Here is a 23,404-nt window from a genome sequence, read left to right on the forward strand (position 1 = left end):
TTTCAGATACCTTCGCCGGCGTCGACGAAGACTTCGATACGGCGCGGCTTGACCACCAGGGTGTCGCCTTCGCGGAAGCCGTGACGCGCAAACAGTTCGTTCGGCATCACCGCCTCGATCAGCTGCTGGTTGTCGGCGCGTTCCAGGTCGAGCTGGGCCAGCGGTCCGATCGCATGCGCGCGGCGCAGCTTGGCCACGACTCCACCCTTGTCGCCTTCGCCCGGCGTATAGCGCTCGACGTCGAGGTCGTGCGGACGGACGTAGCCGATACCCTCGCCGCTGCCCGCATGCTGCGGCACGTCGAGCTTGACGTCGCCGCTGGCCAGCACGCCATCCTGCACGCGGCCGTGGAACAGGTTGACGTTGCCGAGGAAGCCGTAGACGAAAGGCGACGCCGGCTTGTTATAGACGGCATCCGGCGTGCCGAGCTGCTCGATGCGGCCCTTGTTCATCAGGACCACCTGGTCGGCCACTTCCAGCGCTTCTTCCTGGTCGTGGGTGACGAAGATCGAGGTCACGTGCAGTTCGTCGTGCAGGCGGCGCAGCCAGCGGCGCAGTTCCTTGCGCACCTTGGCATCCAGCGCGCCGAAGGGTTCGTCGAGCAGCAGCACGCGCGGCTCGACAGCGAGGGCGCGGGCCAGGGCGATGCGCTGGCGCTGGCCGCCCGAGAGCTGGGGCGGATAGCGGTCGGCGATCCAGTCGAGCTGCACCAGTTCCAGCAGCTGGCGCACCTTGTCGCGGATCTGCTGTTCCGACGGGCGCTCCTTGCGCGGCTTGACGCGCAGGCCGAAGGCGACGTTCTCGAACACGGTCATGTGCTTGAACAGCGCATAGTGCTGGAACACGAAGCCGACCTGGCGCTCGCGCACGTGGCGGTGCGAGGCGTCTTCGCCGTCGAGCAGCACGGCGCCGGAATCGGGATGCTCGAGGCCCGCGATCACGCGCAGCAGCGTGGTCTTGCCGCAGCCCGAGGGGCCCAGCAAGGCGGTCAGCTGGCCGTCGGGGAACTTGAGCGAAACGTCGTCGAGCGCGGTGAACTGGCCGAACTGTTTGCGGATGTGCTGGACTTCGATGGTCATGCTGCGTGCTCCAATATGCGTGTGTCTTCCTTGCGGGCCTGATGCAGGCGCCATTCGACAAAACTCTTCACCGCCAGGGTCACCAGTGCCAGCAGCGCCAGCAGGGACGCCACCGCGAAGGCGGCCGTGAAGTTGTACTCGTTGTAGAGGATCTCGACGTGCAGCGGCATCGTGTTGGTCTCGCCGCGGATGTGGCCCGACACCACCGAGACGGCGCCGAACTCGCCCATCGCGCGGGCGTTACACAGGATGACGCCGTACAGCAGGCCCCACTTGATGTTCGGCAGCGTCACGCGCCAGAAGGTGGACCAGCCCGAGGCGCCCAGCACCAACGCCGCTTCTTCCTCTTCCGTGCCCTGCTGCTGCATCAGCGGGATCAGCTCGCGTGCAACGAAGGGGAAGGTGATGAACAGGGTCGCCAGCACGATGCCCGGCACCGCGAACAGGATCTTGATGTCGTGCGCGGCCAGCCAGTCGCCGAACCAGCCCTGGGCGCCGAACAGCAGCACGTAGATCAGGCCGGCGATCACGGGCGAGACCGAGAACGGCAGGTCGATCAGGGTCAGCAGGATGCTCTTGCCGCGGAATTCGAACTTGGCGATGGCCCAGGCGGCGGCGACGCCGAACACCAGGTTCAGCGGCACCGAAATGCCGGCCGCGATCAGCGTGAGCTTGATGGCGGACACCGCATCCGGATCCTTGATCGATTCGAGGTAGGTGTCCCAGCCCTTCTTCAGGGCCTCGGTGAACACGGCGGCCAGCGGCACGAACAGGAACAGGGTGAGGAAAGCCAGCGCCACCGCGATGAGCAGGTAGCGCACCCAGTTCGGTTCCAGCACGTTGGTGGTGGGCCGGCGCGCCGGGGCGGCGGCTTTCGGCGCCGCCTTGATGTTGTCGAGGACTGCGCTCATCAGTTGCGTACCCCTTTTCCTGCACGTTTGCGAGTCCACGCCTGCAGCAGGTTAATCGTCAGCAGCAGGATGAACGAGATGACCAGCATGACCACCGCGATCGCCGTGGCGCCCGCGTAGTCGTACTGTTCGAGTTTGGTGATGATGAACAGCGGCGTGATCTCGGACACCATCGGCAGGTTGCCGGCGATGAAGATCACCGAGCCGTATTCGCCGGTGGCGCGCGCAAAGCTCAGCGCGAAGCCGGTCAGCAGGGCCGGCACGATCGAAGGCAGCACCACGCGCCAGAAGGTCTGCAGCGGCGACGCGCCCAGGCTGGCGGCGGCTTCTTCCAGCTCGCGCTCGGCTTCTTCCAGCACCGGCTGCACCGTGCGCACCACGAAAGGCAGGCCGATGAAGGTCAGCGCCACCAGCACGCCCAGCGGGGTGAAGGCAACCTTGATGCCGAACTTGGCGAGCTGTTCGCCGATCAGCCCGTTGTGCGAATACAGCGCGGTCAGCGTGATGCCGGCCACCGCGGTAGGCAGCGCGAACGGCAGGTCGACCAGCGCATCGACGATGCGCTTGCCGGGAAAGGTGTAGCGCACCAGCACCCAGGCGACGATGCCGCCGAAGATGACGTTGATGAAGGCGGCCAGCAGCGAGGCGCCGAAGGTGAGCTTGTAGGAAGCGACCACGCGTTCGGAGGTGACGGCGGTCCAGAAGGCGTCCCAGCTCATCGTGAAGGTCTTCAGGAAGACCGCCGAGAGCGGGATCAGCACGATCAGCGCAAGGTAGAAAATCGTGAAGCCCAGCGAGATGCCGAAGCCGGGTATCACCCGGCCAGGGGATCTGCGTGGCGCGATGTGCGTCTGCACGAGGGAGGTCATGGAAGCCCTTATTACAAATTCTTCTAACGGGCTACCATATTCGCACGCAGCCCTTATATTACAAACGAAGCATTTCTTATTTGTATAGACACGGCAGCTATTACGACGTCAGAACACGAGCTTGGCGGCGACTCCGGTCAAGGTGGTGGCCAACAGCGCGCGCAGGAAGCGTTCCGGCACCTTGCGCGCGGCCATGGCGCCCAGGGTGATGCCCGGCACCGAACCGATGAGCAGGGTCAGGAGCAGCATCCAGTCGATCGAACCCAGCCACCAGTGGCCGACCGCGGCGATCGCCGTGAGCGGCACGGCGTAGGCGATGTCGGTGCCGGCCACCTCGGCCGGCGTGAGACGCGGGTACAGCATGACGAGCAGCGTGGCGCCGATCGCGCCTGCGCCGATCGACGAGACGGTGACGAGCGTGCCCAGCACGACGCCCGAGACAATGGTGGCGATGGCGAGCGCCCTGCCCTGCAGCTGGCGCCGTGGGTCCGCATTGACCCAGGCCAGCATGCGCGCGCGGAACAGCAGCGCGACCACGGTCAGCATCACGGAGCCGGCAATGGAATAGCGGATCAGCTGGCCGATCTCGGCGTCGAGCCCGCCGAAGTACTTCAGTGCAAGCGTAGCCACCAGCGCGGCCGGCAAGGCGCCCAGGCACAGGCGGCCGACGATCGGCCAGTGGACGGTGCGGTTGAAGCGGTGGGTGACGGTGCCGACACCCTTGGTGATGGAAGCGAAAGCCAGGTCGGTGCCGACGGCAACCGAGGGCGAGACGCCGAACAGCAGGGTCAGGAGCGGCGTCATGAGCGAACCGCCGCCTACGCCGGTCATGCCGACCAGCAGCCCTACTGCGAATCCCGCGAAAATATACGTCGTCGACATGCCTCTACCCTTACGTTAAGCCACAGCGTAAGGGGGCTCGGCAGTAAAGCAAACAACAGGTTTCTTATTTGCTTATGCGACGGGTGGTGACGCGTGGGCGGGAAACCCGCCCACCCTACGGCTTATTTGTTTGGCTGCGGAGTCAGGCGCAGGTAAGGACGCGGCGAGGTATAGCCCTTCGGATACTTTTGCTCGATAACGGCCGGATCCTGCACGGTCAGCGGAATGATGACGTCGTCGCCATCCTTCCAGTTGCCCGGGGTGGCCACGGTGTAGCCGTCGGTCAGTTGCAGGGCGTCGATCACGCGCAGCACTTCGTCGAAGTTGCGGCCGGTGCTCATCGGGTAGGTGATCGTCAAGCGCACTTTCTTGGCCGGGTCGATCACGAACAGCGAACGCACGGTGGCGGTGGCCGAGGCTTCCGGGTGGATCATGTCGTACAGGCTCGATACCGACTTGTCGGCATCGGCGATGATCGGGAAGCCGACCACGGTCTGCTGGGTTTCTTCGATGTCGCGGATCCAGTCGCGGTGCTTGTCGGCGGGGTCGACCGACAGCGCGATCGCCTTGACATTGCGCTTGTCGAATTCGGGCTTCAGCTTGGCGGTCAGGCCCAGTTCGGTCGTGCAGACCGGGGTGAAGTCGGCCGGGTGCGAGAACAGCACCACCCAGGAATCGCCCGCCCACTCATGGAAGCGGATCTTGCCGATGCTGGAATCCTGCTCGAAATCGGGGGCGGTATCGCCGAGGCGTAAGGTCATTGTCATCTCTCCAGGTGATTGGACTGCGGAAGCCGGTCACGGCCGGCCACATCAAGCCATAGTCTAAGAGGACTTGGCAATTAATCAAACGACAGGTTTGTTATTTGCTTGTACCGAGGGCGACAGGGTTGCGCTGCCGCTCAGAGATAACGGTTGTACAACACAACCGCCCAGGTCGCAAGCGCCAGCAGCAGGGTCAGGGCGACGGCCGCGCTGCCCATGTCCTTGGCCACCTTGGACAGCGGATGGCGTTCGAGCGAGATGCGGTCGACGATGGCTTCGATGGCCGAGTTGATGATCTCGACGATCAGCACCAGGATCAGCACGCCGATCAGCACCAGCTTCTGGAAGCTGGACACCGGCAGCAGCAAGGCAACCACGGTGGCGATGGCGATCACCACGATCTCCTGGCGGAACGCCGCCTCGCTACGCCAGACCCAGGACAGGCCGTCCGCGGTATTGCGGCAGGCTGCCAGCAGGCGCGCGATGCCGCGCTTGGTCTTGAATTCGCTGATCGGGTGTTCCATGTGTTTATTGAATATAAATGCCGGGCTGTCATTATGCCGCGCGCAAGACAGCTTGCACACAGCAGCCCGACGGTTTGCATCTGCGTTTCACATCATGGTATAAAGGTGTGAATACTGCACTGCACCAACCACATCATGAAAATGGAAACCCCAGAACCGGCTTCGGCGCCTGCCGCGGCCAAGACCTCGATCCAGGTGATCGAGCGCATGATGGCGCTGCTCGACGCGCTGGCCACCTATTCCGATCCGGTGAGCCTGAAGGAGCTGTCCAAGGTGTCCGGCCTGCATCCCTCGACCGCGCACCGCATCCTGAACGACATGGTCGTCACGCGCTTCGTCGACCGGGTCGAACCGGGCACCTACCGCCTCGGCATGCGCCTGCTGGAACTCGGGAACGTGGTCAAGAGCCGCCTGTCGGTGCGCGAAGCGGCGCTCGACTTCATGCGCGCCCTGCACAAGAAGACCCAGCAGACCGTGAACCTGTCGGTGCGCCAGGGCGACGAGATCGTCTACATCGATCGCGCCTATTCCGAGCGCTCCGGCATGCAGGTGGTGCGCGCCATCGGCGGCCGCGCCCCGCTGCACCTGACCTCGACCGGCAAGCTGTTCCTGTCGATCGACGATGCAAAAACCATCCGCGGCTACGCCACCCGCACCGGGCTGGCAGGCCACAACAAGAATTCGATCACCGACCTGGCGCGCTTCGAGCGCGAACTGAGCCTGGTGCGCGCGCGCGGCTATGCGCGCGACAACGAGGAACTGGAGCTGGGGGTGCGCTGCATGGCCGCCGGCATCTTCGACGACAGCGGCAAGCTGGTGGCGGGCCTGTCGATCTCGGCTCCGGCCGACCGCCTGCAGGAAGAATGGCTGGAAGACCTGGTGCAGACGGCGTCCAGCATCTCGGCCACCCTGGGCTACCGCCCTGCCCCGGCCATCTGACGATCGCGGGTGGCCGCCCAGAACAGCAAGGCCAGCAGGCTGATCGCTGCCCCCAGGATGCAGACGCCGCTCCAACCCGCGTGGGTGAAGCTGAGGGTCGCACCCATCGCTCCCATGCCGCTGCCAAGCGCGTAAAACAGCATGTAGGCGCCGACCAGCCGGCCGTGGGCCTCGCTGCTGGTGCGGAAGATCATGCCCTGGTTGGTGACGTGGATCGCTTGTCCGCCAAGGTCGAGCAGCACGATGCCGGCCACCAGCGCCAAGGGCGACAGGTGCATGAAGGACAGGGGCAGCCACGCCAGGCACAGCAGGACCAGCGCCAGCAGGCTGGTTTGCTGGCCACGGCCCTGGTCGACCAGGCGTCCCGCGCGGGTCGCCGCCAGCGCGCCCACGGCGCCGATGAGGCCGAAGGCGCCGATGGCGGTGTGCGAATATCCATAGGGCGGTACGCTCAGGGCCAGGACCAGCGCGCTCCAGAACACATTGAATGCCGCAAACATCAGCAGCGCAATGATGCCGCGCACCTGCAGCACGCGGTTCCGGCGCAGCAGGACCAACATCGAAGCCAGCAGGGCGCGATAGGTCATGGCGGAGCGGCCGCCGGCAAGTCGCGGCAAACCGCGCCACATCAGGGCAGCCAGCAACAGCATTGCCGCGGCAGCGGCGAGGTACACGCTGCGCCAGCCTGCGAGGTCGCTGACGGCGCCGGCAAACACCCGAGCCAGCAGCAGGCCGGTGAACACCCCGCCCTGGGTTGCCCCAACGATCCGTCCACGCTCGTGTTCTCCCGCGCTGCTGGCGGCATACGCAATCAGGCCCTGCGTCATGGCGGTGCCGAGCAGGCCGGTCAGGAGCATGGCCGCCAGCAGCATGCCGGGCGATTGTGCACAGCCGACCGCGACCAGCGCGACCACCAGCAAGAGTGCCTGCACCAGCATCAGGCGGCGCCGTTCGACCAGGTCGCCCAGTGGCACCAGCAGGAACAGTGCAAGCGCGCAGCCGGCCTGGGTGGCCGTGATGACCGCACCTACGGCCGCGTGCGAGATCGAAAAGTCGACAGCAAGCGCGTCCAGCAGCGCCTGGGCGTAATACACGTTCGCGACGCTCATCCCTGCCGCGCAGGCAAACAGCCAGGCAAGGCTGGCGGGCATCATGGGTCTGGCATCGGGACAGGCGGCATGCATGGGCGCTCCGGAACTGGTTTCAATTTAAAACCAGTTGAAGCCTAGCCGAGGTGGTCTTAAAATGCAACCACTTTGCTTTCCAGCCTCCCGCCATGACAACTCCGGAACCCATCAGCAGCGAACCTTGTCCCGTGGCGAGGTCGGTCAACGTCCTTGGCGATCGCTGGTCGCTGCTCATCGTGCGCGATGCCTTCGACGGGATTGCCCGCTTCAGCGAGTTCCAGCGCAGCCTGGGGGTTGCGCGCAATATCTTGGCGGATAGACTGCGGCGCCTGGTCGATGGGGGAATTCTCGCGACCCGGCCCGCGGGCAACGGTAGCGCCTACCAGGAATATGTGCTCACCGAGGCCGGCAAAAACCTGTTTCCCGTCGTCGTCGCGCTGCGCCAATGGGGCGAGCGCAACCTGTTCATGCCCGGTGAAGCGCATTCGGAACTGGTCGAGAAGAGAACGGGCAAGCCGGTACAGCTGATGTCGGTCAGGACCGAAGACGGGGGCGTACTGGGGCCGGACGATGCCGAGGTGCGCAAGCTTGCGCCCTCGCCCGGTACGGACACTTAATGTAGTGCCGGGGGCGGCGCTGCCGCGCTGAAGTTGCCGATCGCCGGGGAAGCGACCTTCTCGCCGAGGGTGCCGGGCGTCAGCACGTCGAGCTTGCTCGGGGCCAGCGCTTCCAGGAAGCGGCGCACGCGGCCGGCATCGGCGGTGCGTGACATCTTCCCCTTCGAATCCAGGAACACCATGATCACGTTGCGGCCGTGGATGGCCGCCTGCATCACCAGGCAGCGCCCTGCTTCGTTGATGAAGCCGGTCTTCTGCAGGCCGATGTTCCAGTCCGGCAGCGCCACCAGGTAGTTGGTGTTCGCGTAGCGCATCGGGCGGCCGCTTGCCTTGACGATCGAATTCGGGGTGGTGGAATACTCGCGCAGCAGCGGTTCCTGGTGGGCGGTGGCGACCAGGCGCGCCAGGTCGCGCGCGCTCGACACGTTACGGCTCGACAGGCCGCTGGAGTCGACATAGTGGGTGTCCTTCATGCCCAGTTCGCGCGCCTTGGCGTTCATCGCGTCCACGAAGGCCCCGATGCCGCCGGGATAGTTGCGCCCGAGCGCGGAAGCAGCACGGTTTTCCGAACTCATCAGGGCAATATGCAGCAGTTCGCGCCGCGTCATGCGGGTGCCGACGGGCAGGCGCGAGCTGGAATACTTGTGGCGGTCGACGTCGGCGTCGGTGATGCGCAGGGTTTCGTCGAGGTCCTGCCTGGCCTGCACCACGACCAGGCCGGTCATGAGCTTGGTGATCGAGGCGATCGGCAGGGCAATGTTGGCATTCTTTTCGAACAGCACTTCCGAGCTGTTCTGGTCGAGCACGAAGGCAACGTTCGAGCGCAGCGACAGCGGATCGGCCGTGCGGCGCAGGCCAGCGACGTCGCCCAGGCTGCGCGGATCGACGGCCGCGGCGCCGGCGGCGCGGCGCACCAGTTGGTAAGTCACCTTGCGCTTGCCGCGCACCATCTCGACGCGGCGCACCATGCGCGCGCGGTTGTCGTCGGCGATGGCCTGGGCCAGGTCCTGGCGCTTGGCGCGGGTCTTGCGTACCGCCTTGCCCGAGGCCCGACGCTGTTTTTTCTTGACGACCTTTTTCTTGCCGGACTTGGCTTCGGCCGACGCACCCGCACCCGCACCGGCGCCCGCTCCGGCACCGTAGACGGGCTGGAACGCAAACAGCAGCGATACGACGGCGGCCAAGGCAAGTTTAAACATCTGGAAACCCTTCGACGCAAACTGATGAGATACGGAATGCAGTGTAGCTGAACGACGCCCCATCGCAAGCGAAACTTATATTCCGTGCGGCAACGTTCCGAAAAACGACAAACCGTTTCCAATCAAGTATTTACGTCCACCTCACTCGCGGAATTGCGTGAAATCTTGAACAGGCACGCGTTCGGTCACGAGGGAATTTTCTATGCGGCCGGGATCGGCCCAACCGAGCGCCATACCGCACACCACCATTTCATTCTCCGGCAACCCGAGCTGCTGCGCAATCACGCGGTGATACTGTGTGAAGGCTGCCTGGGGGCAGGTATCGAGGCCGCGGGCGCGCGCGGCGACCATGATGTTCTGCAAGAACATGCCGTAATCCAACCACGAACCCTGCTCCATGATGCGATCGATGGTGAAGATCAGGCCGACCGGAGCGTCGAAGAAGCGGTAGTTGCGCGCGTGCTGGGCCGCCATACCGGCCTTGTTGTCGCGCGTGAGGCCGAGCAGGCTGTACAAATCCCAGCCCACCTTGCGGCGCCGGTCGACATAAGGCGAGATCCATTCGCGCGGGTAGTAGGCGTATTCCTCGGTGTGCTGGCGCGCCTGCTCCGGGTCGGCGTTCACCGCCAGGATGGCCTCGCTCAGGCTTTGCTTCGCCTGCCCGCTCAAGACGTAGACCTTCCACGGCTGGGTATTGGTGCCGGATGGCGCGCGCGCGGCCACCTCCAGGATGCGTTCGATGTCGGCGCGCTCGACCGGCTTGTCCAGGAAGGCGCGGATCGAGTGGCGCGAGGCGATTGCCGCATCGACGGCTTCCTGCTGGGGGCTGATGATCATGAAGTCTCCTTGTTTTGAACGACGAATGCGACACCCAGCACGGCCACCGCCATGCCCGCCAGCGCGAGCGGACTGAAGGCCTCGCCGAACAGCAGCCAGGCCATGACGGCGGTGGTGGGCGGGGTCAGGTACAGCAGGCTGGTCACTTCCGTGGCGCGGCTGCGCCGGATCAAGGTGAACAGCAGGAAGATGGCGCCGATCGACAGCGCGAAGATCGACCACAGCCAGGCCACGATGAAGTCCATGCTCCAGGTAACGCTGGAAAAGCGCGGGTCCAGCCCTTCCAGCAGCACGGCCAGCGGCACGAGCACGGCCACGGTGGCGCCGAACTGGATCACGGTGCCGGTGCGCAGGTCGAAGCCCGGGCAATAGCGCTTCTGGTACATGGTGCCGGCCGTGATGCACAGCAGCGCGAACACGCACAGGGCGATGCCGGCCGCCGTCAGGCCGGCCAGGTGCAGCTTGGCCTGAACCACCAGCGCCACACCGAGCAGGCCGAGCGCAAAGCCCAGCCACTGGCGCGGCCGCACCCTTTCCTTGAGCAGCGGCGCGCAAGCGGCCGTCAGGATGGGCTGCATGCCGACGATCAGTGCGGTCAGCCCCGCGGGCATGCCGATCTTGATCGCGGCCCAGACGCCGCCCAGGTAACCGGCCTGCAGCAGCAACCCGGCAACCGCCACGTGCAGGACCTGGCCGCGCGGCCAGGGTGCGCGCACGATAAACACCACCGGCAGCAGCACCGCCAGCACGCCGAGGCAGCGCAGGATCAGGAAAGTGAGCGGCGGCGCATATGGCAGCCCGAGCTTGGCCACGATGAAGCCGGTACTCCACAGGAACACGAACAGCAGCGGAACGGGCGCCAGCCAGGTCGCCTTTGTGACAGAATGCGCGCTGCTTCGGGTGCTGGGGGACATGAATGGGATGCTGCAAAGCAGCCTGTTTCGGTGACTTGGCGGAACGACAAGGTGCTAGTCTAGCATGCCGACGGAAGCGGCTCTGCCTGCCCCTTCGCGGAGCGTTTTCTTGCGCTAAATCAAACGTAAGTCCTTGAAATTTCTTGCAATCAATGCATTCAAGAAATTTATGCACACTTTATGGTGCGTCGCATCAAATCTGCTTGACTCCCCCTGAAAACTGGATGAAAATTTGCCCTGTTGCGGTGCACAAAAAAAGATTTCGTTCCTAAAGACGGAAACATCTGCCTCACCGGTCCAAGCAACATTTCATCCACTGAACACATTGAATTTTGGAGAGCCACATGTTTGCAATTCCTGAGCAGTTTTCGAATGCCACCAAAGCCAACCTGGAATCGCAGTTCGCCCTGCTGTCCTCGCTGACCGCCAAGACCTTCGAAGGCATGGAGAAGCTGGTCGACCTGAACATCAGCACTGCCCGCAGCACCCTGGAAGATTCGTCGAACGTCGCCCGCCAGCTGCTGGGCGCCAAGGATCCGCAGGAATTCTTCTCGGTGACCGCGTCGCAGGCCCAGCCGACCGCTGAAAAGGCCCTGTCGTACAACCGCCAGCTGGCCGCCATCGCCACCGGCACCGGCGCCGAGTTCTCGAAGGCCGCCGAAACCCAGATCGTCGAAACCAACCGCAAGGTCATCGCCCTGGTCGACGAAGTGAGCAAGAACGCCCCGGCCGGTTCGGAAACCTTTGTTGCCGCCGTCAAGACCGTGATCAGCAACGCCAACGCCGGCTACGAGCAGTTCAGCAAGACCAGCAAGCAGGCTGCCGAAGCGATCGAAAACAACGTCAACGCAGCGGTGAGCCAGTTTTCGGCGACTGCTCGCAAGGCTACCGCTACTGCGACTGCTGCGACCCAGACCGCTGCCGCCTAAGCTGCGACTGGTCAATGAAAAAGCCGGGACGCTGTCCCGGCTTTTTGTTTTTCGGGCCACCTACTCGCCCAGGTAGGCCGCCTGCACCCGCGGATCATCCAGCATCTGCGCGGCATTGCCCGTCATGGTCAGGCTCCCCGACTCCATCACATAGCCGCGGTGCGCCGCCTGCAGCGCCAGCTTGGCGTTCTGCTCCACCAGCAGGATCGTGATGCCCTGGCTCGACACGTCGCGGATCACTTCGAAGATCTTCTCCACCATGATCGGCGACAGGCCCATCGAAGGCTCGTCCAGCAGCAGCAGCGTCGGGTGGCACATCAGCGCGCGCGCCATCGCCAGCATCTGCTGCTCGCCGCCCGACAGGGTGCCGGCCAGCTGGCTGGAACGCTCCTTCAGGCGCGGGAACACCGCGTACCACTTCTCGATGTCTTGCGCGATGCCCGCCTGGTCGTTGCGCGTGTAGGCGCCCATCAAGAGGTTCTCGTGGATCGTCATGCGGGTGAACACGCCCCGTCCTTCCGGCACCATGGCGAGCTTTTGCTGCACCATGCGGAAGGACTGGGTGCCGCGCAGGGGCTTCCCAAGATAACTGATCTCGCCTTCCACCTTGCATGGCGGGAGCGTGCCAGTGATCGCTTTCAGGGTGGTGGTCTTGCCGGCGCCGTTGGCGCCGATCAGGGTCACCAGTTCGCCCCGGTTCACTTCCAGGTCCAGGCCCTTGACGGCCTTGATGCCGCCATAGGCGACCTTCAGGCCAGATACTTTCAGGATGTTGTCGGTCATTGATGCGCCCCACCGAGGTAGGCCTTGATCACGGCCTCGTTGTTTTGGATCTCCCTAGGGGTACCTTCGGCGATCTGCTTGCCGTATTCGAGCACCGTGATGCGGTCGCACAGGCCCATCATCAGCTTGACGTCGTGCTCGATCAGCAGCACGGTCTTGCCTTCGTTCTTGATTTTCACGAGCAGCTCGCGCAGGGCCAGCTTCTCGGTGGCGTTCATGCCAGCCGCCGGTTCGTCCAGCGCCAGCAGCTGCGGGTCGGTCGCGAGCGCGCGCGCGATCTCGAGGCGGCGCTGGTCGCCGTAGGACAGGTATTTCGCGGTGCGATGCGCAAACTGGCCGATGCCCACGAAGTCCAGCAGCTCCTGCGCCCGCGCGCGGATCGCCGCTTCTTCTGCGCGCGCCGCCTTGTGGCGGAAGATCGCGCCGAACACGCCCTGGCGGGTGCGTACGTGGCGACCCACCATGACGTTTTCCAGCGCGCTCATCTCGCCGAACAGGCGGATGTTCTGGAAGGTACGCGCAATGCCCGCCTTCGCCACCTCGTGAGGAGCGGAGGGCGAGTACGGTTTGCCGGCGAGCTCGAATCTGCCGCTGTCCGGCTGGTACAGGCCCGTGATCACATTGAAGAAGGTGGTCTTCCCGGCGCCGTTGGGTCCGATCAGGCCAACAATCTGGCCGCGCTCGATGCGGATGCCGACGTCGGTCAGTGCCTGCAGGCCGCCGAAGCGCTTGTTCACGCCGGCGATGTTCAGAAGGATCTCGCTCATGCCTTGGCCCCCTCTTCGTCCTCGCGGGCCAGGGCGGCGTTCGGGCGCTCTTCCTTGTTCGGCGAAGGCCACAGGCCGGCCGGGTTGACCAGCATGATCAGCACCAGCGCCAGGCCGTAGAGCAGCTGGCGCAGCACTTCGGCTTCGATCACCACGGTGCCGAACAGCGCCTGCTGGGCCGGCTCCACCACGTGACGCAGCACTTCCGGCAGCGCCGCCAGCAGCACGCCGCCCAGCACCACGCCGGGGATGTGGCCGATCCCGCCCAGCACCACCATCGCGAGTACGGCGATCGATTCGGTCAGCGAGAACGATTCCGGCGACACGAAGCCCTGGAAGGCGCCGAACATGGCGCCGGCTACGCCACCGAAGGACGCGCCCATGGCAAAGGCGAGCAGCTTGACGTTGCGGGTATTGATGCCCATGGCCTTGGCCGCGATCTCGTCTTCGCGGATCGCGACCCAGGCGCGGCCCAGGCGCGAATGCTGCAGGCGCGAGGTAACAAAAATGGTCGCAATGGTGAGCGCCAGGAACAGGAAATAGTAGGCGTTCACCGAAGGCATCGAGAAGCCCCCGATGTGCACCGTGGCCTGCGAGCCCGCCTCGCCCGCCAGCGACACGCCGAACACGCGGATCGGGTCGATCATGTTGATGCCCTGCGGCCCGTTGGTGAAGTTGATCGGGTCGTTCAGGTTGTTCATGAAGATGCGGATGATCTCGCCGAAGCCGAGCGTCACGATGGCGAGGTAGTCGCCACGCAGCTTCAGGGTCGGGGCGCCGAGCAGCGCGCCGAACAGGGCCGCCACCAGGGCGGCCAGCGGCACGATCGCCCACACCGACAGGTGGATGCCGTTCTGCTGGATCTCGGGACCGAAGAAAGTCACCAGGGCTTCGCCCAGCGCCGGCGAATAATAGATCACCGACTCCAGCAGGGCCGCGAACTGGGGCGACGAGAACAGGCCGACCAGGTAGGCGCCCACCGCGAAGAAGGCGATGTAGCCCAGGTCGAGCAGCCCGGCGAAGCCGACCACGATGTTCAGGCCCAGCGCCAGCATGATGTACAGGAGCGCGATGTCGATGATGCGCACCCAGGAATTGCCGAACTGGGAAGCGAAGAAAGGAAAGACCAGCATCAGGGCCAGCACCACCGCCATGCTGGCGTAGGCCTGGCGCGGCTTGTGCTGGACGTCGAAAGTCAGGAGTGCCATGGTGTCCGTCCTCGGTTACGCGCGGTCCGCCACGCGCTCGCCCATGATGCCCGACGGGCGCAGGGTCAGCACGAGGATCAGCACGACGAAGGCGAAAATGTCCTGGTAGTGGCTACCCAGGAAGCCGCCGGTGAGGTCGCCGATATAGCCGGCGCCCAGCGCTTCGATGATGCCCAGCAGGATGCCGCCGATCATGGCGCCGTAGATGTTGCCGATCCCGCCCAGCACCGCGGCGCAGAAGGCCTTCAGGCCCGGCAGCACGCCCATGGTGAAGGTGATCGACGCATAGTTCGCGCCCCACATCACACCCGCCACCGCAGCGAGCGCGGCGCCGATGGCGAAGGTGGCGACGATCACGCGGTTCGAATCGACGCCCATCAGGCCGGCCACGCGCGGATTCTCGGCCACGGCGCGCATCGCGCGCCCCATGCGGGTGCGTTCGACCAGCAGGACCAGGGCGACCATCGCGGCGGCGGCCAGCACCAGCAGCAGGATCTGGGTGTGCGAAATCAGGGCGCCGCCAATCGACACCGGTTCCGGCGACAGCAGCTGCGGGAAGGGCAGCGGGCTGCGGCCCCAGATCATCATGGCGAAGGTCTGCAGCAGGATCGACACGCCGATCGCCGTGATCAGGGGCGCCAGGCGCGGCGCGTTGCGCAGGCGCCGATAGGCGACGCGCTCGATCAGGATGTTGACCAGCACCGCCACCGGGATGGCGCCGATGATCGCGATCGCCAGCTGCACATAGCCCGGCAGGCCGGGCGCATGGGCTTCCAGCAGTTTCAGGATGGTCAAGCCGATCATGGCGCCGATCATCAACACGTCGCCGTGGGCGAAGTTGATCAGGTTGAGGACCCCGTAGACCATCGTGTAGCCAAGGGCGACGAGGGCATACATGCTGCCCAGCACCAGGCCGTTGAGGATTTGTTGGATGAATGTTTCCATCGTGCGCGTTCGCTCTCCATTGCGGTCCAAGAAAAAACGGCACTCCGGGTAACCCCGCAGTGCCGTTCTGGCCTGGCGTTCATTCCGATTGCCATCATGATAAATGGCATTCAGGAAAACTTATACTGGAATTTGTTCCGTGTAATTACGCCGCCTTGGCGCCGTCCAGGCCTTTGGGCAGCGGGAACACGACGTTTTCTTCCACGCCCTCGAGCGCACGCACGCTGGCCGCGCCCAGAGCCTTGAGACGGTCGATCACGGCCTGCACCAGCACTTCCGGGGCCGATGCGCCAGCGGTCACGCCGATGCGCTTCTTGCCAGCGATCCATTGCGGATCGATGGCAGCGGCATTGTCGACCATATAGGCCGGCGTACCCATCTTCTCCGCCACTTCGCGCAGGCGGTTCGAGTTCGAGCTGTTCGGGCTGCCGACCACGACCACCACTTCCACCTGCGGCGCCATGAACTTGACGGCTTCCTGGCGGTTGGTGGTGGCGTAGCAGATGTCGCCCTTCTTCGGCTCGATGATGTTCGGGAAGCGCGCCTTCAGGGCATTGATGATGTCGGTGGTGTCGTCCACCGACAGCGTGGTCTGCGAGACATAGGCCAACTGGTCCGGGTTGTTCACCTGCAGCGTCGCCACGTCGTCCACGGTCTCGACCAGGTGCATACCCTCTTCCGCCTGGCCCATCGTGCCTTCGACTTCCGGGTGGCCGTCGTGGCCGATCATGACGATCTCGCAGCCCTGCTTGCGCATCTTGGCCACTTCAACGTGGACCTTGGTCACCAGCGGGCAGGTCGCATCGAAAATGGTGAGGCCACGCGCCTCGGCATCCGCACGGACGGCCTTGGACACGCCGTGGGCCGAGAACACCAGGGTGTTACCGGGCGGGACGTCTTCCAGTTCCTCGATGAAGATCGCGCCCTTGTTGCGCAGGTCTTCCACCACATAGGCGTTGTGCACGATCTCGTGGCGCACGTAGATCGGGGCGCCGAACTGGCGCAGCGCGCGCTCGACGATCTCGATGGCGCGGTCCACGCCAGCGCAGAAGCCGCGCGGCTGGGCAAGCAGAATTTCGTTTTCCATGAAGGTTTCCTGTTTTACAGAACCGAAATCAGTTTCACTTCGAATTGCAGGGACTGGCCGGCCAGCGGATGGTTGAAGTCGAACAGCGCGGTGGTCTCGCGCATTTCCAGCAGCACGCCGGCAAAGCGGCCGCCCTTGGGCGCGTTGAACTCGATCAGCTCGCCCACCTTGTAGTCGGCATCTGGCACCGAGTTCTCCGCCAGCGTTGCCTTCGACACCGGCTGGATCAGGTCGGGATTGCGTTCGCCGAAGCCTTCTTGCGCGGTGAGCTGGAAAGTCTGGTGCGCGCCCTCTTCCATGCCGATCAGTTTTTGCTCGAGAAAAGGTGCCAGTTGACCCTGGCCCAGCAGCAAGGTAGCCGGGGTGCCATTGAAGGTAGTGATGAGATCAGTACCGTCGGCGGTGGCCAACCGATAATGCAGGGTCAGGTAAGAAGATTCGTTGACGACGTTGGACATGTTCTTTGTGGTGACAGGCAGGCCCGTGACAGGCAAACCGCTATTGTAAGCCACGCCCGGCCCTCGCGCCTCCACGTGCCCTTTTTTATGGCAAGGATCAGACAATGAGAATCACCGAATGGCCCGAAGAGCAACGCCCGCGCGAACGCCTGCTGCGCGGCGGCCCCAGGGTACTGTCCGACACCGAACTGCTGGCGATCTTCCTGCGCGTCGGCGTGGCCGGGAAAAGCGCGGTGGCGCTGGCGCGCGACATGCTCGAGCATTTCGGCTCGCTGCACCGGCTGCTGCATGCGAGCTCGAGTGAATTCGGCGCCCTGCACGGCCTCGGCCCCGCCAAGTACGCCCAGCTGCAGGCGGCGGTCGAGCTGACACGGCGCGCAGTAGCCGAGGAGTTCGAGCGCGAAGGCATGTGCTCGCCAGAAGCGGTGCGCGCCTACCTGCGCCACCAATTCGCGCTGCAGGCCCACGAATCCTTCGTCGTCCTGTTCCTGGACGTGAAGAACCGCCTGATCAACTATGAAGAAATGTTTCGCGGCACGCTCACACACACCAGCGTGTATCCGCGCGAGGTGGTGAAAGCGGCGCTGCGGCGCAATGCTGCGGCCGTGATCCTGGCGCACAACCACCCTTCCGGCGTGCCCGAGCCGAGCGAAGCCGACCTGCGCCTGACCTCCAGCCTGGTGCAGGCCCTGGCCCTGGTCGATATCCGCGTGCTCGACCATTTCGTGGTGGCGGGAACACATGTGCATTCCTTCGCCGAGCATGGCCAGCTATAGGGGCGGAGGCGGAATAAGAGCGTGAAAACAGGGTGTTACGGAACTCATCGGCAATTGTTAAATTATGCGATTAGCATAAGACACAATTGTTTTTCGCAAGTGATTGATTTGTCGTGTGTTTCCACGCTATACTCTCGTTTTTCCAATCCTGGATATTCTTAAGGAGTGCACTATGGCACGTGTCTGCCAAGTTACCGGCAAGGGAGTGATGGTTGGCAACAACGTCTCCCACGCTAACAACAAAACCAAGCGTCGTTTCCTGCCGAACCTGCAGAACCGCCGCATCTTCGTGGAATCGGAAAACCGCTGGGTCTCCCTGCGTCTGTCCAACGCCGGTCTGCGCGTGATCGACAAGCTCGGCATCGATGCCGTGCTGGCCGACATGCGTGCCCGTGGCGAAAAAGTTTAATTAGGGAGCTATCATGGCAAAAACTGGCCGCGACAAAATCAAGCTGGAATCGACCGCAGGTACCGGTCACTTCTACACCACCACCAAGAACAAGCGCACCATGCCGGCGAAGATGGAAATCACCAAATTCGACCCGAAGGCACGCAAGCACGTGATCTACAAGGAAACCAAGATCAAGTAATCGATCTTGTTCCTCCGAAAAAGCCGCCGTCCCAGACTGGCGGCTTTTTTTATACTTGCGCTCAGCGGGCGCTCGGGTAAGCTTGCGCCACGATGACAGAACCGCAAGCCGCCCCACCCTTCCCGACCCACCGTATCGATGCCCTCGACGTGCTGCGCGGCTTCGCCCTGGTCGGCATCTGCCTCGTCAACGTCGAATTCTTCAATCGCCCCGTCGCCGAGTCCGGCGCCGGCATGGCGCCCGGCCTGCACGGCCTCGACTGGTTTGCCGCGTGGGTGGTCGCTTACTTCGTCAGCGGGAAGTTCTGGACCATCTTCAGCCTGCTGTTCGGCATGGGTTTCGCCGTGATGCTGGAGCGGGCCCGTACCAAGGGCCGCCCTTTCCTGCCCGCCTACCGGCGCCGCATCGCGGCCCTGCTGGTATTCGGCCTGCTGCACCACAGCCTGCTGTGGAGCGGCGACATCCTGATCAGCTATGCAATCGGCGCCCTGTTCCTGCTGCTGGCCCTGTTCGCGCGCGGGCGCTGGCTGCTGTTCGCGATCGTCTGCTGCATGGCCCTGTCGCTGCTGCCGGCACCCTGGCGCGAGTTGAATGGGCTGGCATTGCCGCTGGCCTTCGTGGGCCTGGTCGCGCTCTACCTGCGCGGCAAGCCGGGCGAGCCTGGATTTGCGCTGGCCATGATCATCCCCGGGGCACTGATCCTGCTGGCCGCACTGGTGCTGGTGCTGCAGGGATCGGAAGGCGCCCCCATGCTCGCCGTCGCAGGCAGCATCCTGCTCGCCCTCGGCCTGCTGGCCCGACGCCGTGGCGGCGAGGGACATGGCCGCCTGTGGCGCGCCGGCATCGCCATCTTCGTGCTGAGCTTCGGCTTCCTGGTTGCGGAAGGCGGCCTGCGCTACTTCTCTGCCGGCTCCCCGAGCCTGGGCCCGGCAGCCTCGACCGCCATCGACGGACGCGAAGTCGACCAGGACACCGCGCGCAGCCTGCGCCACCGAGAGCTGGTGCAGCGCATTGCCGAGGAACGCAAGGTGCTCACGCAGGGCAGTTACGCGCAGGCGGTCGCCATGCGGGTCGGCCACCTGCGCGAGCGCCTGCGCGACGAAGCGGGCTTTTCCATCGTGCTGGTCGGCGTGTTCCTGGTCGGCGTCTGGTGCGTGCGCAGCGGCATGGTAACCGAGCCTGTCCGGTGGCAGTCATTGCTGCGGCGCCTGGCCTGGATCGGCCTGCCGCTGGGCATCGGTGTCGGCCTGGCGGGCAGCCTGGTCGCGACCGCACGTCCTCCAGGCGTCGACGACCAGGGATGGGATTTCGCCTACGGCCTCCTGATGCTGGGCAGTCTGCCCGCCTCCTTCGGCTACATGGCCGCCCTGCTGCTGCTCCTGCAGCGCCGGCCGGGACTGGCGCGCGTGTTCGCGCCGCTGGGGCGCATGGCACTGAGCAATTACCTGATGCAGTCGCTGGTGCTGTCCCTGCTGTTCTACGCCCATGGCGCAGGCCTGTGGGGGATCGGGCGCGCGGCCCAGGTCGGCGTGGCGCTGGCGCTGTGCGCCCTGCAAGCCTGGCTCAGCGCGTGGTGGCTGAGGCGCCACCGCTATGGTCCGATGGAATGGCTTTGGCGTGCCTTTACGTATCTGCGCCTGCCGGAGCGGCGCCCCTCAGTAAATACAACACTGCCTTGACCCCGTATATTGCAATTTTCGCTGGACCGTGAAAGCATAAGGCGTTGTCGACTTCACCATCACCGGCATGTCCCAGCTGCTGAAGTTCCCTGCACTGCCTCTTCTTGCCGCCGGCCTGCTGTGCGCCCTGCCGGCACGCGCCCAGTCCCTTCCCGACGCGGTGCCGACGGTCGAAGTCAAGGCGGCCCATACCCGGCTGCTGCCGTACAAGGAATTGTTCTACCCCATGGCCAAGGCAGTCCAGCAAAGCCTGGCGGGACGCGCCGCGCTGGCGGTCCAGCTGCGTCCGGCGCGGCCCGGCGTGCGCACCGACGACCTGGCGGTCTGGCTGGAGGGAGGCGGCGAATCGCTGCCGGTGCGCGCGGACGCACATGGCCTGTACATCGTGCCCGTGGCCGACCGCATCGCTGCCCAGGACGGCAGCTTCTCCATCAACAAGAAGCCGTCCGACCTGCGCGCCAACCTGGTCCTCGTGCCCACCCTCGCCCCCGATGCCTGGACCATGGGCGAGATCCGGCGCCTGCTGCATGACGTGCACGCCACCCTCGACCCGCTGGTGCCCTGGCACCACCGCTTCCTGATGTGGGCCTTCACGCGCAAGCTCGGCGTGTCCGTGTGCAGCCTGTCGCCCAGCTCCTACGTGGACGTGCGCGACGGCGAGCGCCTGCTGGCCAGCTATCCCACCAGCGAGCCGGCGCGCAACCATGCGAATGCGCCGGTCTACTGCCACCGCTTCACCGGCAACGAAGACTTCGATCCGCGCGCCCGGCTGGTGCTGCCGGAAGATGCGCAGGTACTCCTGATCTGAACATAAAAAAAGGCTCCCCGCGGGGAGCCTTTCTCTTGCCGGCACAGGCCGGGTTTGCTTACGCGTAGCTGCGCAGGCGCAGCGAGAAGTCCTGCAGGGCCTTGATGCCCGAGGCTTCGGCACGTGCGCACCAGTCCTGCAGTTGCTGCAGCAGCTGGTCGCGGGTCGAGTGCGAACGTTCCCAGATTGCGCCCAGTTCCACGCGCATCTGGTGCATGGTTTCCAGCGCCTTGCTGTGCTGGAACAGCTCGACCAGCTGCTGCTTGTGCGAGGCTTCCAGCTTGGCCGGCTCGCGCTGCATCAGCTTGCGCGAGCTCTTCAGGAAGCGCGCTTCCAGTTCAGCCTTGTGCTTCAGGTGCTCGAATTCCTCACGGAAAGCGTGACGCACCGATTTCGCATACTTGGCCATCACGTCGTAGCGGTTGGCGATCACCGACTGCAGGGTGTCGAGGTCGGCCACCAGCTTGTCCTTGGCGAATTCCGGCTTTGGCGCAACCTTCTTGACCTTGGCCAGGCCCAGGGTTTCCAGGATGCGGATATAGCCCCAGCCCAGGTCGAACTCATACCACTTGCTCGACAGCTTGGCCGAGGTGGCGAAGGTGTGGTGGTTGTTGTGCAGCTCCTCGCCGCCGATCAGGATGCCCCACGGCAGGATGTTGGTGGCCGCATCGCTGCAGTCGTAGTTGCGGTAGCCCCAGTAGTGGCCGATGCCGTTGATGATCCCGGCCGCGGTGATCGGGATCCACATCATCTGGACCGCCCATACCGAGATACCGACGATGCCGAACAGGGCGAAGTCGATAAGGAGCATCAGCACCACGCCCATGGCGCTGTGCTTGGTGTACACATGTCGCTCGATCCAGTCGTCCGGGGTGCCATGGCCATACTTCTCCATGGTTTCCTTGTTCTTGCTCTCGGCGCGGTACAGCTCGGCGCCTTCGAACAGCACCTTGCGGATGCCGCGCGTTTGCGGGCTGTGCGGATCCTCTTCGGTATCGCACTTGGCGTGGTGCTTGCGGTGGATCGAGGCCCATTCCTTGGTCACCTGGCCGGTGGTCAGCCACAGCCAGAAGCGGAAGAAGTGGCTCGGGATGGCATGCAGTTCCAGCGCGCGGTGCGCCTGGTGGCGGTGCAGATAGATCGTCACGGCGGCGATCGTGATGTGCGTCAGTACCAGGGTGGCAATGACGATCTGCCAACCGGTGAAGTCGAGCAGGCCAGTCGACAGGAAGCTCAGCACGGCTTGCACGGGTTCGCTACTAAAGAAATTCATTCAGTCTCCATGGATATCGCGTCAGTACGCCAAACTTCTGGCGACCACAACCCGACATTTTACGCGGTTCCAGTGACGCGCGGCACGCGAAAGAGCCTTAAGGCATGCCTTATTTCAAGGTGCGGCGGGGGTGCGTGCCACAAGCGATGTGATATGTGCATCGAGCAGGCGCGTATCCATTGACGGATGACCAAGCTTGATCTCGCCCGACTGGACAAGTGCATGAATCTTCTTGTTCACATCGGAGATCGGCCCGCCCTGCCCGTTCTCGGGGTCGCCCAGCCAGAAGCCGACTTCCAGCTCGTAGCCGTCGGCGGCGAAAGCGTTCAGCAGCACGTTCGGCGCCGGATCGTCCAGCACCCGCGGCACACCGCGCGGCAGCGATTCGAGCAAGGGCATGATGACGGACAGGTCGCTGTCGTAGGACACGGTCAGCTTCGTGATGGCGCGCACGTTGCGGTTGGTCGAGGACTGGTTCAGCACCACGCCGGTGATCAGCATCTCGTTCGGCAGCAGGGTCTGGGTGCCGTCAGTCCCGCGCAACACGGTATAGCGCGTGTTGATGCGCGCCACCTTGCCGGAATATTTATCGAGCGTGATCGGGTCGCCGATGGTCAGGCTGCGTTCCAGCAGGATGATGAAGCCGGACACGTAGTTGCTCGCGATACGCTGCATGCCGAGACCGAGACCGACGCCGAGCGCACCGCCAAACACCGACAGCACGGTCAGGTCCAGCCCCGCCAGCGACAGGCTGAACAGCACAGCGACGAGGATCAGCACCGCCCGGCTCATGCGCGCCAGCACGACCTTGATCGAGCTGTGCATGCGGTCCACCTTCATCAGGCGTTCTTCCAGCGCGGCGCCGGCCCACAGCGCCAGCATCATCAGGACCACGATCGAGACAATGCCCTCGACCAGGTCGGCCAGCACGATCTTGTGCTTGCCGACCGGCAAAACAGTGCGGTCGAAGAAGCGGATCACCTCGGGCAGCACGCCCGTGATGTGCAGGGCCACGCCCAGCCAGACGATCAGGGCAAAGATCTTCTCGAAGGTCTGCAGCGCCTCGCCCAACTGGCCACGGCGCGCGAACACCCGCCGCAGCAGGTAGAAGAAGGTGCGGATCACCGCGAACGAGGACGCCAGCGGCACCGCTACATCGAGCAGGTGCACGCTCTGGTAGTTGTCCAGGACGGCGCGGGTGGTCACCAGGAGGCCGAGGATCAGCAACGGCGGCAGCACGCGGCTGAAACTGGCCATGCCGAGGCCGATCAGGCCACGTTGCTGCTCCTGGTGGCTGGCCAGCCAGGACCGGTGCATCAGCCGCGCCAGGCCCCAGCCGACGGCGACGCACAGGACAATGGCAAGCGCCTGCCACAGGATGGCAGGCTGGCGGATGTCGCCGAACAGGTCGGCCAGCAGTTGCTGGAGCGGCATATTCC

General features: G+C 64.5%; 26 protein-coding genes. 8 read left to right on the plus strand and 18 right to left on the minus strand.

Annotated elements, in window-relative coordinates; translation table 11 throughout:
* Positions 1-2: 2 nt before the first annotated feature.
* From LK542_RS15955 to LK542_RS15980, 6 genes are all read right to left on the minus strand, one after another.
* Positions 3-1,079 (minus strand): sulfate/molybdate ABC transporter ATP-binding protein, encoded by a 1,077-nt coding sequence (locus tag LK542_RS15955; RefSeq protein WP_227799444.1) that lies wholly within the window; start codon positions 1,077-1,079, stop codon positions 3-5.
* A complete protein-coding gene (cysW, locus tag LK542_RS15960; RefSeq protein ID WP_227799445.1) occupies positions 1,076-1,990 on the minus strand; it encodes a sulfate ABC transporter permease subunit CysW in 915 nt (304 codons plus the stop codon). Before cysW ends, LK542_RS15955 begins: the two co-directional genes overlap by 4 nt.
* Positions 1,990-2,859, minus strand: a complete 870-nt coding sequence (cysT, locus tag LK542_RS15965; RefSeq protein ID WP_227799446.1) for a sulfate ABC transporter permease subunit CysT — start codon at positions 2,857-2,859, stop codon at positions 1,990-1,992. Before cysT ends, cysW begins: the two co-directional genes overlap by 1 nt.
* A 108-nt stretch (positions 2,860-2,967) precedes the next feature.
* Positions 2,968-3,741, minus strand: a complete 774-nt coding sequence (locus LK542_RS15970) for a sulfite exporter TauE/SafE family protein (RefSeq protein ID WP_227799447.1) — start codon at positions 3,739-3,741, stop codon at positions 2,968-2,970.
* A 122-nt stretch (positions 3,742-3,863) separates the two neighbouring features.
* The gene (locus LK542_RS15975) at positions 3,864-4,502 is read right to left on the minus strand and encodes a peroxiredoxin (protein WP_227799448.1); all 639 of its coding nucleotides are present in this window, start codon (positions 4,500-4,502) and stop codon (positions 3,864-3,866) included.
* A 140-nt stretch (positions 4,503-4,642) separates the two neighbouring features.
* Positions 4,643-5,029: a diacylglycerol kinase gene (locus LK542_RS15980; protein WP_227812640.1), complete on the minus strand. Its 387-nt coding sequence runs from the start codon at positions 5,027-5,029 to the stop codon at positions 4,643-4,645.
* A gap of 135 nt (positions 5,030-5,164) precedes the next feature.
* Here LK542_RS15980 and LK542_RS15985 point away from each other — a divergent pair, with 135 nt between their 5' ends.
* A complete protein-coding gene (locus LK542_RS15985; RefSeq protein ID WP_227812641.1) occupies positions 5,165-5,968 on the plus strand; it encodes an IclR family transcriptional regulator in 804 nt (267 codons plus the stop codon).
* On the opposite strand, the gene LK542_RS15990 is transcribed toward LK542_RS15985, so the two are convergent.
* Positions 5,944-7,152: an MFS transporter gene (locus tag LK542_RS15990; protein WP_227812642.1), complete on the minus strand. Its 1,209-nt coding sequence runs from the start codon at positions 7,150-7,152 to the stop codon at positions 5,944-5,946. The two genes, LK542_RS15985 and LK542_RS15990, sit on opposite strands and share 25 nt — an antisense overlap.
* A gap of 92 nt (positions 7,153-7,244) precedes the next feature.
* Between LK542_RS15990 and LK542_RS15995 the strand changes: the two genes are divergently transcribed.
* Positions 7,245-7,712, plus strand: coding sequence for a helix-turn-helix domain-containing protein (locus LK542_RS15995; protein WP_227812643.1), 468 nt, complete (start codon positions 7,245-7,247; stop codon positions 7,710-7,712).
* Here LK542_RS15995 and LK542_RS16000 read toward each other — a convergent pair.
* The 3 genes from LK542_RS16000 to LK542_RS16010 all read right to left on the minus strand — a co-directional run bounded on the left by LK542_RS16000 (position 7,709) and on the right by LK542_RS16010 (position 10,662).
* On the minus strand, positions 7,709-8,911 hold the full coding sequence (locus LK542_RS16000; RefSeq protein ID WP_227799452.1) for a serine hydrolase: 1,203 nt from the start codon (positions 8,909-8,911) through the stop codon (positions 7,709-7,711). The genes LK542_RS15995 and LK542_RS16000 overlap by 4 nt on opposite strands.
* Positions 8,912-9,052: 141 nt before the next feature.
* Entirely contained in the window at positions 9,053-9,748 is a 696-nt protein-coding gene (locus tag LK542_RS16005) for a nitroreductase (protein ID WP_227812644.1), read from the minus strand.
* Positions 9,745-10,662, minus strand: coding sequence for a DMT family transporter (locus LK542_RS16010; protein WP_227812645.1), 918 nt, complete (start codon positions 10,660-10,662; stop codon positions 9,745-9,747). The genes LK542_RS16005 and LK542_RS16010 overlap by 4 nt, the downstream gene beginning before the upstream one ends.
* Before the next feature lie 344 nt (positions 10,663-11,006).
* Between LK542_RS16010 and phaP the strand changes: the two genes are divergently transcribed.
* Positions 11,007-11,591 carry a TIGR01841 family phasin gene (gene phaP / locus LK542_RS16015; RefSeq protein WP_227799455.1) on the plus strand — a complete coding sequence of 195 codons (585 nt, stop codon included), beginning with the start codon at positions 11,007-11,009 and terminating at the stop codon, positions 11,589-11,591.
* A gap of 60 nt (positions 11,592-11,651) precedes the next feature.
* Here phaP and LK542_RS16020 read toward each other — a convergent pair whose 3' ends face one another.
* The 6 genes from LK542_RS16020 to LK542_RS16045 all read right to left on the minus strand — a co-directional run bounded on the left by LK542_RS16020 (position 11,652) and on the right by LK542_RS16045 (position 16,839).
* The gene (locus tag LK542_RS16020) at positions 11,652-12,374 is read right to left on the minus strand and encodes an ABC transporter ATP-binding protein (protein ID WP_227799456.1); all 723 of its coding nucleotides are present in this window, start codon (positions 12,372-12,374) and stop codon (positions 11,652-11,654) included.
* Complete coding sequence (locus LK542_RS16025) at positions 12,371-13,141, minus strand: ABC transporter ATP-binding protein (protein ID WP_227812646.1); 771 nt, start codon at positions 13,139-13,141, stop codon at positions 12,371-12,373. The genes LK542_RS16020 and LK542_RS16025 overlap by 4 nt, the downstream gene beginning before the upstream one ends.
* A complete protein-coding gene (locus LK542_RS16030; RefSeq protein WP_227812647.1) occupies positions 13,138-14,349 on the minus strand; it encodes an ABC transporter ATP-binding protein in 1,212 nt (403 codons plus the stop codon). Before LK542_RS16030 ends, LK542_RS16025 begins: the two co-directional genes overlap by 4 nt.
* Positions 14,350-14,364: 15 nt before the next feature.
* Entirely contained in the window at positions 14,365-15,294 is a 930-nt protein-coding gene (locus tag LK542_RS16035; RefSeq protein WP_227799459.1) for a branched-chain amino acid ABC transporter permease, read from the minus strand.
* A gap of 145 nt (positions 15,295-15,439) precedes the next feature.
* On the minus strand, positions 15,440-16,381 hold the full coding sequence (gene ispH, locus LK542_RS16040) for a 4-hydroxy-3-methylbut-2-enyl diphosphate reductase (RefSeq protein ID WP_227812648.1): 942 nt from the start codon (positions 16,379-16,381) through the stop codon (positions 15,440-15,442).
* A gap of 14 nt (positions 16,382-16,395) precedes the next feature.
* Positions 16,396-16,839 (minus strand): peptidylprolyl isomerase, encoded by a 444-nt coding sequence (locus tag LK542_RS16045; protein ID WP_227799461.1) that lies wholly within the window; start codon positions 16,837-16,839, stop codon positions 16,396-16,398.
* Positions 16,840-16,943: 104 nt separating this feature from the next.
* Here LK542_RS16045 and radC point away from each other — a divergent pair, with 104 nt between their 5' ends.
* From radC to LK542_RS16070, 5 genes are all read left to right on the plus strand, one after another.
* On the plus strand, positions 16,944-17,615 hold the full coding sequence (gene radC / locus LK542_RS16050) for a DNA repair protein RadC (RefSeq protein WP_227799462.1): 672 nt from the start codon (positions 16,944-16,946) through the stop codon (positions 17,613-17,615).
* 172 nt (positions 17,616-17,787) lie between these two features.
* Positions 17,788-18,024: a 50S ribosomal protein L28 gene (gene rpmB / locus LK542_RS16055; protein WP_026354825.1), complete on the plus strand. Its 237-nt coding sequence runs from the start codon at positions 17,788-17,790 to the stop codon at positions 18,022-18,024.
* 13 nt (positions 18,025-18,037) lie between these two features.
* The gene (gene rpmG, locus LK542_RS16060) at positions 18,038-18,205 is read left to right on the plus strand and encodes a 50S ribosomal protein L33 (protein WP_005665735.1); all 168 of its coding nucleotides are present in this window, start codon (positions 18,038-18,040) and stop codon (positions 18,203-18,205) included.
* Between the two features lie 92 nt (positions 18,206-18,297).
* Positions 18,298-19,884: a DUF418 domain-containing protein gene (locus LK542_RS16065; protein ID WP_227812649.1), complete on the plus strand. Its 1,587-nt coding sequence runs from the start codon at positions 18,298-18,300 to the stop codon at positions 19,882-19,884.
* A 67-nt stretch (positions 19,885-19,951) separates the two neighbouring features.
* Positions 19,952-20,692, plus strand: coding sequence for a hypothetical protein (locus LK542_RS16070; RefSeq protein WP_227799464.1), 741 nt, complete (start codon positions 19,952-19,954; stop codon positions 20,690-20,692).
* Positions 20,693-20,750: 58 nt separating this feature from the next.
* Here LK542_RS16070 and LK542_RS16075 read toward each other — a convergent pair whose 3' ends face one another.
* Together LK542_RS16075 and LK542_RS16080 are read right to left on the minus strand one after the other, a co-directional pair.
* On the minus strand, positions 20,751-21,965 hold the full coding sequence (locus LK542_RS16075) for an acyl-CoA desaturase (RefSeq protein ID WP_227799465.1): 1,215 nt from the start codon (positions 21,963-21,965) through the stop codon (positions 20,751-20,753).
* A 114-nt stretch (positions 21,966-22,079) separates the two neighbouring features.
* On the minus strand, positions 22,080-23,399 hold the full coding sequence (locus LK542_RS16080) for a mechanosensitive ion channel family protein (protein ID WP_227812650.1): 1,320 nt from the start codon (positions 23,397-23,399) through the stop codon (positions 22,080-22,082).
* Between the last annotated feature and the right edge of the window lie 5 nt (positions 23,400-23,404).

The sequence above is a fragment of the Massilia sp. IC2-477 genome, assembly GCF_020707265.1.
Lineage (GTDB): Bacteria > Pseudomonadota > Gammaproteobacteria > Burkholderiales > Burkholderiaceae_D > Telluria.

Bases quoted from the DNA above. Each gene is read 5' to 3' on its own strand.
- LK542_RS15955 (WP_227799444.1), bottom strand. From the start codon at position 1,079: ATGACCATCGAAGTCCAGCACATCCGCAAACAGTTCGGCCAGTTCACC.
- cysW (WP_227799445.1), bottom strand. From the start codon at position 1,990: ATGAGCGCAGTCCTCGACAACATCAAGGCGGCGCCGAAAGCCGCCGCC.
- cysT (WP_227799446.1), bottom strand. From the start codon at position 2,859: ATGACCTCCCTCGTGCAGACGCACATCGCGCCACGCAGATCCCCTGGC.
- LK542_RS15970 (WP_227799447.1), bottom strand. From the start codon at position 3,741: ATGTCGACGACGTATATTTTCGCGGGATTCGCAGTAGGGCTGCTGGTC.
- LK542_RS15975 (WP_227799448.1), bottom strand. From the start codon at position 4,502: ATGACCTTACGCCTCGGCGATACCGCCCCCGATTTCGAGCAGGATTCC.
- LK542_RS15980 (WP_227812640.1), bottom strand. From the start codon at position 5,029: ATGGAACACCCGATCAGCGAATTCAAGACCAAGCGCGGCATCGCGCGC.
- LK542_RS15985 (WP_227812641.1), top strand. From the start codon at position 5,165: ATGAAAATGGAAACCCCAGAACCGGCTTCGGCGCCTGCCGCGGCCAAG.
- LK542_RS15990 (WP_227812642.1), bottom strand. From the start codon at position 7,152: ATGCATGCCGCCTGTCCCGATGCCAGACCCATGATGCCCGCCAGCCTT.
- LK542_RS15995 (WP_227812643.1), top strand. From the start codon at position 7,245: ATGACAACTCCGGAACCCATCAGCAGCGAACCTTGTCCCGTGGCGAGG.
- LK542_RS16000 (WP_227799452.1), bottom strand. From the start codon at position 8,911: ATGTTTAAACTTGCCTTGGCCGCCGTCGTATCGCTGCTGTTTGCGTTC.
- LK542_RS16005 (WP_227812644.1), bottom strand. From the start codon at position 9,748: ATGATCATCAGCCCCCAGCAGGAAGCCGTCGATGCGGCAATCGCCTCG.
- LK542_RS16010 (WP_227812645.1), bottom strand. From the start codon at position 10,662: ATGTCCCCCAGCACCCGAAGCAGCGCGCATTCTGTCACAAAGGCGACC.
- phaP (WP_227799455.1), top strand. From the start codon at position 11,007: ATGTTTGCAATTCCTGAGCAGTTTTCGAATGCCACCAAAGCCAACCTG.
- LK542_RS16020 (WP_227799456.1), bottom strand. From the start codon at position 12,374: ATGACCGACAACATCCTGAAAGTATCTGGCCTGAAGGTCGCCTATGGC.
- LK542_RS16025 (WP_227812646.1), bottom strand. From the start codon at position 13,141: ATGAGCGAGATCCTTCTGAACATCGCCGGCGTGAACAAGCGCTTCGGC.
- LK542_RS16030 (WP_227812647.1), bottom strand. From the start codon at position 14,349: ATGGCACTCCTGACTTTCGACGTCCAGCACAAGCCGCGCCAGGCCTAC.
- LK542_RS16035 (WP_227799459.1), bottom strand. From the start codon at position 15,294: ATGGAAACATTCATCCAACAAATCCTCAACGGCCTGGTGCTGGGCAGC.
- ispH (WP_227812648.1), bottom strand. From the start codon at position 16,381: ATGGAAAACGAAATTCTGCTTGCCCAGCCGCGCGGCTTCTGCGCTGGC.
- LK542_RS16045 (WP_227799461.1), bottom strand. From the start codon at position 16,839: ATGTCCAACGTCGTCAACGAATCTTCTTACCTGACCCTGCATTATCGG.
- radC (WP_227799462.1), top strand. From the start codon at position 16,944: ATGAGAATCACCGAATGGCCCGAAGAGCAACGCCCGCGCGAACGCCTG.
- rpmB (WP_026354825.1), top strand. From the start codon at position 17,788: ATGGCACGTGTCTGCCAAGTTACCGGCAAGGGAGTGATGGTTGGCAAC.
- rpmG (WP_005665735.1), top strand. From the start codon at position 18,038: ATGGCAAAAACTGGCCGCGACAAAATCAAGCTGGAATCGACCGCAGGT.
- LK542_RS16065 (WP_227812649.1), top strand. From the start codon at position 18,298: ATGACAGAACCGCAAGCCGCCCCACCCTTCCCGACCCACCGTATCGAT.
- LK542_RS16070 (WP_227799464.1), top strand. From the start codon at position 19,952: ATGTCCCAGCTGCTGAAGTTCCCTGCACTGCCTCTTCTTGCCGCCGGC.
- LK542_RS16075 (WP_227799465.1), bottom strand. From the start codon at position 21,965: ATGAATTTCTTTAGTAGCGAACCCGTGCAAGCCGTGCTGAGCTTCCTG.
- LK542_RS16080 (WP_227812650.1), bottom strand. From the start codon at position 23,399: ATGCCGCTCCAGCAACTGCTGGCCGACCTGTTCGGCGACATCCGCCAG.